The sequence below is a fragment of the Loktanella atrilutea genome (assembly GCF_900128995.1).
Taxonomy (GTDB): Bacteria; Pseudomonadota; Alphaproteobacteria; order Rhodobacterales; family Rhodobacteraceae; genus Loktanella; species Loktanella atrilutea.
In genome coordinates this window covers 1-10,313 of the sequence record NZ_FQUE01000027.1, presented here as the reverse complement: position 1 = coordinate 10,313, position 10,313 = coordinate 1, and the positions used below count along the sequence as shown (strand labels likewise).

Annotated in this window: 11 protein-coding genes and 3 pseudogenes; 4 read left to right on the top strand and 10 right to left on the bottom strand. The window is 62.7% G+C overall.

The window, feature by feature from the left end:
- From BUA54_RS19990 to BUA54_RS19965, 7 genes and pseudogenes are all read right to left on the bottom strand, one after another.
- Positions 1 to 395: hypothetical protein (locus BUA54_RS19990; RefSeq protein ID WP_425434995.1), on the bottom strand; the 395-nt coding region annotated here is incomplete at its 3' end.
- 12 nt (positions 396 to 407) lie between these two features.
- Entirely contained in the window at positions 408 to 692 is a 285-nt protein-coding gene (locus tag BUA54_RS21340) for a hypothetical protein (protein ID WP_178352812.1), read from the bottom strand.
- A 34-nt stretch (positions 693 to 726) separates the two neighbouring features.
- Positions 727 to 891: pseudogene (locus tag BUA54_RS21450) on the bottom strand (ATPase); the annotation flags it as partial.
- Positions 887 to 1,177: pseudogene (locus BUA54_RS19980) on the bottom strand (IS21 family transposase); the annotation flags it as partial. The pseudogenes BUA54_RS19980 and BUA54_RS21450, both read right to left, overlap by 5 nt.
- Before the next feature lie 91 nt (positions 1,178 to 1,268).
- On the bottom strand, positions 1,269 to 2,012 hold the full coding sequence (locus BUA54_RS19975; RefSeq protein WP_072859006.1) for a tellurite resistance TerB family protein: 744 nt from the start codon (positions 2,010 to 2,012) through the stop codon (positions 1,269 to 1,271).
- Positions 2,013 to 2,265: 253 nt separating this feature from the next.
- Positions 2,266 to 2,904: a LuxR C-terminal-related transcriptional regulator gene (locus tag BUA54_RS19970; protein WP_072859005.1), complete on the bottom strand. Its 639-nt coding sequence runs from the start codon at positions 2,902 to 2,904 to the stop codon at positions 2,266 to 2,268.
- Positions 2,901 to 4,259 carry a sensor histidine kinase gene (locus BUA54_RS19965; protein ID WP_178352811.1) on the bottom strand — a complete coding sequence of 453 codons (1,359 nt, stop codon included), beginning with the start codon at positions 4,257 to 4,259 and terminating at the stop codon, positions 2,901 to 2,903. Before BUA54_RS19965 ends, BUA54_RS19970 begins: the two co-directional genes overlap by 4 nt.
- A 341-nt stretch (positions 4,260 to 4,600) precedes the next feature.
- Here BUA54_RS19965 and BUA54_RS19960 point away from each other — a divergent pair, with 341 nt between their 5' ends.
- On the top strand, positions 4,601 to 4,972 hold the full coding sequence (locus BUA54_RS19960) for a hypothetical protein (RefSeq protein WP_072859004.1): 372 nt from the start codon (positions 4,601 to 4,603) through the stop codon (positions 4,970 to 4,972).
- 82 nt (positions 4,973 to 5,054) lie between these two features.
- Here BUA54_RS19960 and BUA54_RS20715 read toward each other — a convergent pair.
- A pseudogene (locus BUA54_RS20715) lies at positions 5,055 to 5,350 on the bottom strand (cation transporter dimerization domain-containing protein); the annotation flags it as partial.
- A gap of 112 nt (positions 5,351 to 5,462) precedes the next feature.
- Between BUA54_RS20715 and BUA54_RS19950 the strand changes: the two are divergent.
- Positions 5,463 to 6,008 carry a YaeQ family protein gene (locus BUA54_RS19950; protein WP_072859003.1) on the top strand — a complete coding sequence of 182 codons (546 nt, stop codon included), beginning with the start codon at positions 5,463 to 5,465 and terminating at the stop codon, positions 6,006 to 6,008.
- 369 nt (positions 6,009 to 6,377) lie between these two features.
- On the opposite strand, the gene BUA54_RS19945 is transcribed toward BUA54_RS19950, so the two are convergent.
- A complete protein-coding gene (locus tag BUA54_RS19945; RefSeq protein WP_072859002.1) occupies positions 6,378 to 7,301 on the bottom strand; it encodes a LysR family transcriptional regulator in 924 nt (307 codons plus the stop codon).
- 99 nt (positions 7,302 to 7,400) lie between these two features.
- Here BUA54_RS19945 and BUA54_RS19940 point away from each other — a divergent pair, with 99 nt between their 5' ends.
- The gene (locus BUA54_RS19940; protein ID WP_072859001.1) at positions 7,401 to 7,856 is read left to right on the top strand and encodes a cupin domain-containing protein; all 456 of its coding nucleotides are present in this window, start codon (positions 7,401 to 7,403) and stop codon (positions 7,854 to 7,856) included.
- A 170-nt stretch (positions 7,857 to 8,026) separates the two neighbouring features.
- On the opposite strand, the gene BUA54_RS19935 is transcribed toward BUA54_RS19940, so the two are convergent.
- Positions 8,027 to 9,577, bottom strand: coding sequence for a winged helix-turn-helix domain-containing protein (locus tag BUA54_RS19935; RefSeq protein WP_072859000.1), 1,551 nt, complete (start codon positions 9,575 to 9,577; stop codon positions 8,027 to 8,029).
- A 269-nt stretch (positions 9,578 to 9,846) separates the two neighbouring features.
- Between BUA54_RS19935 and BUA54_RS19930 the strand changes: the two genes are divergently transcribed.
- On the top strand, positions 9,847 to 10,313 hold a 467-nt coding region (locus BUA54_RS19930; RefSeq protein WP_143155561.1), incomplete at its 3' end, for a PLP-dependent cysteine synthase family protein.

The following is a 10,313-nucleotide window of genomic DNA, read 5'->3' as shown; positions in this document are numbered from 1 at the left end:
TGATCCGTTCGTCTGTGAATCTCGTTCGTTTCATTGTCCCTCCTCAGGTTGGGCCGGACTATAATCGACGGTGGAGGAAAATTCCCGTGGCAGGTTACCGTCGGCAAGGCCGGCGCTAGTGCATCATGTTGTGTGGTGGCGAGGGCCTGTTGCATGCGGCTGCGGTCGGCCTCCTGGTCCTTGAGGCGCGCCAGCAGCGATGCGCTGTCGTCGGCCTGCTCGAGCAGGTTCAGCAGGCGATCGATGGCCAGATCGGCCTTCGCGATCTGCGCGGCCAAGGCGTCACGATCGGGGCCGGTATCGATAGCAGCTCGGGCCAGCGCACGGAGCACCTCCTCCGCGAAATGCTCTGCCAGGTCCGGATGAATCAGTCCGGCGCGGAGCCGCGCCAGCACGCGGGCCTCCACCTAGTGCCGCGTGATGGTCTTGGTGTTCGCGCAGATGGACAGGCCCTTGGTCTTGCGATTGTAGCAGCCATAACAATCCTGAGCGACGAGGGTATAGCAACCGCCACAACACGCACAGGTCAGGAGCCGGGACAGCAGGTATTGGGCCCGGTGGCTGTCGTTGAGCGGTGCGGTCTTGCCAGCGTAGCGGGCATAAGTCTTCTCGAGACGGTCCTGCACCGCGTTCCAGAGATCGTCGCCGATGATCTGAAGCGCCGGTGCGGCGGCGTCGATGATCTTCGTCACATCCGCGGGCTTCGAGATGCGAAGCCCGGTCTCGGGATCGCGCCTGCCTCTCGCTGATCTCGGCATACAGCAAGTCGCCGACGATCTGTTGCGGCTCGTGCTGACGCTTCACCGCCGTGGTGATGATCTCATCGTAGGCGGCCTTCATGCCATAGAGCTTCAGCCGGCTCATCGCGTCCAGCACCCGTAATCTTTCCATGGTTGGGTCGGGCCGGGAGTTCCTCGAAGATTCGAATGCGGGTCAGTCGCTCGCGCCTGGGCTTTCGCGCATTCACCGCCAGCATCTCGTCGAGCAAGTCTTTCCTCGGTCCGATCTTCGGGAACGGCTGAACGGTTCGCTCGTAGATGAGCTCCGTCGCACCGGACCGGATCACGTTGCGCACCGTATTCCGCGATACCCGCAGATCCCGGCAAATCTGCTTGATCGACTTCTTGTCCTGAAAATACGCCCGCCAGATCTTCGCTATCGTCTCCACCACCAACATCCCACTGTGCTCCCCAATGACCTGGGGAGCATCATGACCATCAGTGTAAGGGGGTCATTTTAAGGTGCCGATTACCCCGATACGGGGTCAATTATGCATGCCGGTTTACAGACCAGGCGACAGTGCTTCGCATGGCGCCCTGGACGGCGAGATAGAGTTCGGCGGCCTGCTCCCGGTCCGCCGCCAAGGCTGCGATCTGCGTCGGGGACAGCGGCCGTTGTATCGCATCGAAGACGAAGGCCTTGCCTTCGGCATCGAGGCCGCCACGGTCGGCGGCGTCGAAGATCAACTTCTGTTCATTCGCGTCGATGTGACCATCGGCATTCGCTGCGGCGATCATCGCCCCGATCAGGGCGAGCGCAAAGGGCTTGCCATCGGCCCCGGTGACCGGCGCGAAGCGTGAGCCGTCCTGCGGCACATCGTCCAGCGTCGCCATGGGGGCTTTGGCCACCTGCTGCCCGTCTTGCCAGTTCTGGTAGGCCCGGTGTGCCAAGGCACCCAGCACGGCTGCGCCGCCGTGGCTCAGCACGCCGCCACCGCCGAAGCCTTTCTTGCGCTTCTTCTTCTTGCCGCCCAAGACCATGCCCAGCAGACCGCCTGCTGCCAGTCCCCCCATGGCGGCACCGGGGACACCCAGCCCGCCGCCACTCTGGCGGGACGATCCGCTGCCGGCGATCGCCGACCGCAGAAGATTGCCGATGCTGTCGCTGCCCTGACCGGCAAGGCCGGATGGACGGGCATCGGCCAAGCCATCCCGTCCCCCTTGCCGAGGAGCGCCGAGGTTGGTCGTCCCATCGGGTCCCAGAAACTGTTCCAGCAGCTTTTGCACGTTCATGCATTGGTCCTTTCACTTTGAGCACAAATGTGGACCCGCCAACAGCCTTGCAAGATGTGGAGTTGCGATCGCGCGGTCATGCGGACGCGTCTATCGCTCCGGCGCGTGTCGCATGGAGCCCTTCTTCGGGACATCGGCGCGACGCCGGTAAAACCAGCATCAAGCTCCTGCGATCTGAAAGACTTCGCCCCGTTCGCAGCGGCCGCGACGTGAAGGCGGGGTACAGGGGAGACGTTGACCAAAGGGAGACGGTTCAGACGCCGAGATCGCGCGCCTTCAATGCAGCCTCGACACGGTTGCGGACCTGCATCTTCTGCATGATGTTCGTCATGTAGTGCTTGACCGTCTTTTCCTGAAGGTCCGTGGCGCGGGCAATCTCCTTGTTGCTCAGACCCTCGGCGACGCATCGCAGGATTTCCATCTCCCTGTCGTTCAGCGCCTCGAATTCTGGCAGGCGCCGCGCGCCCTTACCCTGCATGGCGACGATCACCTTGGATGCAATGGCGGGCGAGACGTAGGACGCCCCGCTTGCGACAGCCAGCAGGACATCCGTGAGCTCCTGCGCGGATGCGCCTTTCAGAACATACCCGCGCACACCCGCACGCAATGCGCTCAGAAGGTCCTCATCGTCCTCCGATACGGTCAGCATGACGATGCCAACCGCGGGAAACTGACGGGAAATCGTGGCCGCGGCCTTCAGTCCGTTGCCCGGCATCGACACGTCGAGCAGCGCGATGTCGGGCAGGAAAGCCTCGACGGCGGCAACGGCCTCCGGACCGGAACCCGCCTGTGCGACGACACAGAAGCCGCCGTGCTCGACCAAGGAGAGCACGACGCCCTGTCGCAGAAGCGGGTGGTCGTCGGCGACGACGATCCTGATCTGGTCCGTCATGCGTATATGTCCCGTGGCAGTGTGAACCTCAGGCGGGTGCCACCGTGCGGCTGGCTGCTGATATCGAACTCGCCGCCGATGCTTTCGACGCGTTCGCGCAGACCCGACAATCCGAGGCCTTCGCTGGGGGCAGAGACGTCGAAGCCCGGCCCGGTGTCTGTGACCGACACCGTCATGCGGTCGTCGGAGGTGTGATACGATACCGTGACCTTGCTGTCAGGGGCGTGGCGATAGGCGTTCATCAGACCCTCCTGAACGAAGCGGTAGATGCAGATCAGGATCGGATGCGGGACCGGTTCACCGGTGAAGTCGCTTTCGCCATAGAAGCGCCCGAGGGTCGTGCCCGTTCGGCGCTCGTGCGCGCTCACGGCCGCCTCCAGGGTCTCAACGATGCTGCGGCCTTCCAGCTGCGGCAAAGTCAGTCCCCGGCACAGATCGCGGACGTCTCGCAAGGCCTCGCCCAACGTGGTGCGCAGGGTCCGTGCCTCGCCGTCCTCCTGGGACACATTGGACCGCCGCATCAGGGCATCCAGGCGCAGCGAGGCGAGGGCAAGGGCCTGCGCGGGTCCATCATGCAGCTCTGCACTGATGCGCCGCATGTAGCGTTCATGCGTCTCGGCCGCACCGCGTGATGCCGTCTGAACGCGTTTGCGCAGGTGCGTGTTCTGCGCGGATATGCGCGCCAGATCGTCCAGCCGGACAGCCAGGGCATCGGTCTGGGCCGCGATGGTGCGGCTTCCGGATCTGACGATGCCGAAGAGAGCGGCGAAGGTCACGACCGTGACGAAAGCGACCAGCGACCAGGCCCGCCAGCGTGCCGTCAGCAGGTCACGATGGAGCTCGGTCCCGTTGAGATAGAATTCCGCAACGGCAATGACCTCACCCGTCACGATGGAATGGATCGGATTGTAGACCTCCAGCAGCGGCACGCCGAACTTCTGCTCGTGCTGGTTCTCCGGGCTGTCGAGTTCGTCGAACGTAGCGTTAAGATCGCCTGCCCACGCTCTTTCGAGGTCATCCCCAGCCTCGAACTTGCGCCCGATCAGGGCACTGTCGGTCGCAAAGGCAATGAAACCGTCCTCGCGCCAGATCTTCGCAGAGAGGATCTGTTCGGAGAGGGGCGGTTGGTCCAAGAGGTCTTGCAGATGCGCAATCGTATCCGGCGACAGGTTGCGTGCCCCGGCCAGTTCCTGTGACAGGGGTGCGATGAAACTCTCCATGTAGACCGCGCTCGAAATCGCCGAATTGCGGACGACACCGGTTTCGATCGACTGGCTGACGAAGCTGCCGATCGCGATCATTCCGCCGAGACTGACCAGACTGCCGACCCATGCGAACCTGTGGTGGAGCGGCAATCTTGCGAACTTGTCGGCAAGGCCGCCCGCGTGTCCTGCGGAAGACGCCAGGTCTTGGCCGCCCCGATGCCAGCCCCCCTTCGGACGCGCGACTCCAAATGGCGTGACATTGACCATGATTGCACTCCTCCTGCGCCCAGAGTGACAAGGGTTCGACAGGTCTGGCAAATGGATTCATCCGGATCAGACCTTGGTCGGTCGTCGCGACCGGCAATGGTCCGACGCGGCGCGCCTGAGGTCCGACGGCTTGCGGCAAAGGTCGCCGGCCGCTGGCGCGGTGCAAGCTAATCCGGCTTATTCGCGTCACCGGGCGCTGATGCCCGCAATGGGGAGGATAGGACATGACACACACATTCAAGACGACACTGGCCGGCCTCGCAGGGTGCCTGCTGGCTCTGACCGCGCCGAGCGCCTCGATGGCATCCATCGGTGATGCCGGCCTCGGCCCGATCGGCGTCCAGATCGCCATGCCCGCAGACGGTGTTTCTCATGACCAGCTGGCGCGCCGTGGCCGCGGTGCCGACGACCCGGCAGGCCACGTCCGCGGGGGTGGAAAGGGTCGCGGGCGCGGTGCGGACGATGGCCCCCGACACACCTGGATGCCACTGCCGCAGGACACCGAATTTGCGCGGCGCGGCGCTGATGACCCGGCAGGCCATGTGCGCGGTGGCGGGAAGGGCCGCGGAAAGGATGACGCCCCCAATCACGGCTGATTGCCACCGCCGGGCTCTGCACGGCGCAGGGCCCACGACCCAAGATCGGCTTGGTGTTACGCTTCGGCTTGCAGTTCCGACGTTAATCCAGAACGGCAATGCCTGACTGCTTGAGCTTGTGCTCCGGCTCGACGTGTATGGTGATCCGCGCGCCGGGCACGGCGGCCTTCAAGGCCGCCTCGATCCGGTCGCAGATATCGTGCGATTCGAAGACCGTCGTGGCTCCAGGAACGACGAGGTCGAATCGATGAATGTGGCACTGCAGGCATGGCGGGCGCGCAGGTCGTGAGCCTCGACGGCGCCTGTCGCCTCTGACGCGATGATGTCGCGCACAGATGCCAGGGTCTCCTGCGGAACCGCCTTATCGATCAGGCCGCTTTCCCATCTTTGAAACAGTTTGCTGGCGATTGCCTAATTTCGGGCTTTGACCGCTTCCCAAGGGATACCGAACGGGTTAGGCAGCCCGATCCTTGGAGGGTTGGGGCATATCATGGCGCAAAGTGCCACCATCTATAAAGTCGAGCTGTCGGTCTCTGACATGGGTCGCCACTACTACGAAACCCATAAACTGACCGTGGCAAAGCATCCTTCGGAAACGGATGAGCGGCTGATGGTGCGTCTTGTCGCCTTCGCTCTGAACGCCCATGAGCATCTGGAAATGACCAAGGGACTGTCGACGGACAACGAACCCGACATCTGGCAGAAGAGCCTGACCGGCGAGATCGATGTGTGGGTTGCATTGGGACTTCCAAGCGAGAAGGTCATGCGGCAGTCCAGCAGTAAAGCGGCAAAGGTTATTATTTACCCCTATGGGGGCAGGTTCGCCGAAGCGTGGTGGGACAAGGTCAGGAACGGCACCACTCGATTCGAGAACTTGCAGATCATAAATCTACCGGAGGCCGACACGGCTGCATTGGCACAGCTAGCCAACCGCGCGATGAAGCTTCAGGTCAATATTCAGGACGGTGACGTAATGGTCAGTGTCGATGAAAAGGTCGTCTATATCACGCCCGACTTATGGAAGGACGCAGCATAGAGGCCAACTTCCTATCACCGATGCCGGGCCACGGGCACCCGAGGGAACGACAGAAAACTCCAGCGCACCGATGCCCGCCTCGTGCGGTCCGGTGAAGCGGCGCCTGCGTGTTTTGTTCCATTTTCAGCTGGTATGGGCAGCATGGCAGACAAAACGGGCAACTCGGCAACCAGCCTGCCTGCTCATGGTTCGGTTTCAGGGCGACACGGCCGATGCGATCTCGGCTGCTTTGGCGGTCCCTGTGTCAAATCAGCGCCTTGGGACCGCAGCTTGAAGGCAGGAAGACATTGCCATGCCGGGTCAGGCGTCTGCGCTCCCGATCGTCGGAGCAACTCTAGCTCCCGCGGGTGTGGTCTCAGCCAGCGTCCGTTATAGCGGCGTGTTCCCATTCAGGTCGGGATTCTTTCGGAACTCTGCGGCCAGAAACGCCACGAAGGTCTTCACCTTGCGCGCGATGAGCCGGTTGTCCGGATAGACGGCGTGCAAGGGCACGTCGCCAACGGTCCAGTCATCAAGCACCCTGATCAGCCGACCCGCCCGGAGGTTGTCGCCGACGATGAAGGCGGGAAGCAGCGCGATCCCGAGACCGGCGAGCGCGGCCATACCGAGGCTGGTGCCGTCGTTCACTTCGAATACCGGCGCGATTTCGATCTGCCGATGGTCATCCCCCCTCTGCATGTGCCAGCGCCGACCCCACCTCAAATCGGAGAAGTGCAGGCATCTGTGCTCAATCAGATCCTCGGGCGTCTGCGGGGCACCGCGACGGGCGATGTAGTCGGGTGACGCGCACAGGACGATTGGCGACGCGCCCAGCTTGCGAGTGATCAGGTTCTCCTGGATTTGCAGGCGTCCTCGGATGGCAAGGTCCAGCTTCTGCTCGATCAGGTTGACGGCCTCGTTGTCCAGTTGAAGTCGTATGTCGATGTCGGCATTCCGGGCCATGAACCGGACGATCATGGGCGTCAGGTGCGACAGACTCAGATCCGGCGGCGCCGCGATATTGAGAGTTCCGGCAGGCACCTTGTGCTGGCGGACCGCAGCGCGTTCCGCGGCATCCACGATTTCCGTCACATCCGCCAGCCCGTCGAAAAAGGCCTGTCCGGCGGCGGTCAACGCGAGGTGCCGCGTCGATCGATAAAGCAACCGCACACCGAGGCGCCGTTCAAGCTGATCGACCTGTGCGCTGACTGTCGGGCGCGACATCTCGAGCACTTCGGCTGCGCGGGAAAAACTCAGATGCCTTGCGACCGCAAGAAAGACCGCAATGCCGTTCAGCGGGTCGCTCGTCCTCATCTGTCAAAAGATCCGAACAGTCGTGTCGGATGGCCGGAATTATCGCCATCGGCATTTAATGATACCGCAGCGCTACGCACTTACAAAGGAAATCAAGCCATGAAAGACTTCACAGCAGCTGTCGTTTCCGAGGCCGGCGCAGGCCGGATGGCCTTCGGGTTCGGACCCCATCTGATCCGCATGACGGCGGAGGAGACCGGCGGGACTTTCGGCCTTGTGGAACTGGACATGCCGGCAGGCGAAGGCCCCCCGCTTCATGTTCACGAACGCGAGGAGGAGTTCTTTCGCGTCCTGTCGGGCCGGTTCCTCTTCATCTGCGGCGACCGCGCGACAGAACTCACCGACGGCGGATGCATCCTTCTGCCACGCGGCGTTCCGCACCGCTTCCAGAACATCGGTGACAGGATGGGACGCCTGATGGTCATCGTCACACCAGGGGGCTTCGAAGGGTTCTTCAGCGCCGTCGAAGGGGCGGCCATGTCGGATGTCGATGCCATCGCCGGATACTTCGGGCTGCGGTTCCTGCCGCCGGTGGCGGCCGCGGTGGCAGCCTGAAGCGCACGCCTGGCCCAATGCGGGCCAGGCACAAGTTCTTTTCGCTTCGTATGGCGACGCGCGACATGCGCAGTGAATCTTGCCGACTCCCCTCTGTGCCAATTCGATGAATTTCGTGCGGTCTCGTTGTTCCGCTTCAACGTCACCGGTCACAGGATGGCGAGAGATCATTAAAACCCTTGCCTAGTCAGTTCATCAGCGATGCGCGTGCGGGATCTTTGATGACGGGTCGGGAATGCTGCGAAATAATCGGCCGCACTTGCATCCGGCCTGTTCCTGCGGATTTCCTGCGCCAGTTGCCTTGCGCGTTCGCGCTTGCCGGCCAGTCCATTGGCGACGAGGGCGATCATCCTGACCAGATAGTGAGCGCCAGGTTGTGCCGCGGCGCGGTCACCCCATACGGCGGCGGCTGCATAGTCCTCCTCCTGCAGCAAAAGCTGCGCTCGAACGCCGTGAACCCCGTAGAGAAGCGGGTCGAAGGGGCTGAGATGATAAGACGTGTTGAGCGCCTCGACCGTCGCAGCCGCGTCGCCGATCAGCATCGATGTGAAAGCGGATGCATAGAAGCCCTGAGCGTAATTGGGGTTGAGCGTCGTGGCCCGTGAAAGCCAGTCCGCAGCGATTTCTGGCTGATCGGTCAGCCAGAACGAGCGGCCCATCGTGAAGTTGGCGAAGGGGTCCAGCTCATCCAGTTCCAGCGCGCGGTCGGCATGCCTTCGCGTTGCGGCGGCGGCACCGGCCGGGTCGGCATCGAGTCGCAGAAAAGCCGTGAGAAAACTGGTAAAGGACAGGCCCGCATGCGCGCGCGAAAATCGTGGTTCGGCCGCAATCGCACGCGCGAAACAGGCTTGCGCAACTGCCGTGTCGGTCGGGGTGAAGCGATAAAGGTGACGTAGCCCGACATGATAGTGGGCCCAAGCATCAAGATCCTCGAGGCTCCGCAGTCTGGCTGAGCGCGCCTCGTTGAAGGGAATATGCACCTCCAGCGCGGTGACCAGATGCGAGACAATAGTCGACCTGAGCGCGTTCATGCCGTCGCGAGGGGACTCGATCCGGTCGGCCCAGAGCACCTGCTGCGAGCTTGCGTCCATCAGTTCGAGCGTGACCGCGAGAGTCGCGCCACGGCTTTCGATGACTCCGAAAAGCACGTAGCGCACCGACAGGGCCGCAGCGACGGAATCGACGGCGTCGGCATTCAAGGCAAAGCGGAACGACGATCCGCGCGCGATGACTGCAAGCCAACGCAGGCGTGACAGCGCCTCGATGATTTCGTGGGGAATCGCCTCGGCCAGAACGGCGAGATCAGGCGCTGGTCCAAGCGGCCTGAACGGGAGGATCGCGATCGAGGGACGCCCCGACAGGTGCGCGGGCTGTGGCGGGTCGACGGCATTGACCGCCGTGCGACCGGGTGTCGTTACCGCGACCTCTCCGACAAAGCGGAATCCGAGGCCATGAACCGTCCGGATCACATCTTGTCGGGCACCGTCGTCGCAAACAGCCTTGCGCGCCGACCGCATGCGGCTGGAAATGCTGGCGTCAGAAATGGCCTGCCCCTTCCAGACGGCCTCCACGATCTCATCCTTGGTGACCATGCGGTTACGGTTCCGGACAAGGTGGATCAACAAGGTCAGCACCTGGGGCTCGACCGGCACGGCCTTGCCGCAGCGTGCCAGTTCAAACCGATCCGGGTCGAGATGAAACTCTCCGAATGTCCAGCCCATGGCTCAGGATACAGCAGAATTCCGGATTTCTACAGGAAATCTTCAGGTCTTCGTCAAGCACGCGAGGACGGGACGGCATATTCGCTTAGCAGGCGTGCGGCTTTGCATGCCTTTTCGTCAACGTCATCACCGAAGTCAGCACGATCAGCGAGCCATCCACTGGCGATAAAAGCCTGAGGGCCAGAGACGCCTGAGAAGGGAAGGGCTTCGGAGGCCAACGACAAGAGACTTTGAAAAAGCGAATGATCCACAGGGAAGGGAATGGACCAATGGATGCGACGACGACGCGCACCACCGTGGGACGCGGGCAGCTGTATTCCAGCGTGCTCGAGACCGTGGGAAACACGCCCGCGATCAAGATCAACCGCCTCGCCCCCGATGGCGTGGAGCTTTACGTCAAGGCCGAGTTCTTCAACCCGGCGGGGTCAGTGAAGGATCGGCTGGCGCTGAGCATCATCGAGGAAGCCGAACGCGACGGCCGCCTGAAGCCCGGTCAGACGGTGGTCGAGGCGACCTCCGGCAATACGGGCATTGGCCTTGCCATGGTCTGCGCCGCGAAGGGCTATCCTCTGGTTGTCACGATGGCCGACAGTTTTTCAATCGAGCGGCGCAAACTGATGCGGATGCTGGGCGCGAAGGTTGTGAACCGCGCCGGGTTTGCCGGAGACCGTTTGCTTCACTTTATGCGACCATATCGAGCGCGGCACGCTGCGCATAGTAGTTGGCTTCGGCCTCG

Bases quoted from the DNA above. Each gene is read 5' to 3' on its own strand.
- BUA54_RS19975 (WP_072859006.1), bottom strand. From the start codon at position 2,012: ATGAACGTGCAAAAGCTGCTGGAACAGTTTCTGGGACCCGATGGGACG.
- BUA54_RS19970 (WP_072859005.1), bottom strand. From the start codon at position 2,904: ATGACGGACCAGATCAGGATCGTCGTCGCCGACGACCACCCGCTTCTG.
- BUA54_RS19960 (WP_072859004.1), top strand. From the start codon at position 4,601: ATGACACACACATTCAAGACGACACTGGCCGGCCTCGCAGGGTGCCTG.
- BUA54_RS19950 (WP_072859003.1), top strand. From the start codon at position 5,463: ATGGCGCAAAGTGCCACCATCTATAAAGTCGAGCTGTCGGTCTCTGAC.
- BUA54_RS19945 (WP_072859002.1), bottom strand. From the start codon at position 7,301: ATGAGGACGAGCGACCCGCTGAACGGCATTGCGGTCTTTCTTGCGGTC.
- BUA54_RS19940 (WP_072859001.1), top strand. From the start codon at position 7,401: ATGAAAGACTTCACAGCAGCTGTCGTTTCCGAGGCCGGCGCAGGCCGG.
- BUA54_RS19935 (WP_072859000.1), bottom strand. From the start codon at position 9,577: ATGGGCTGGACATTCGGAGAGTTTCATCTCGACCCGGATCGGTTTGAA.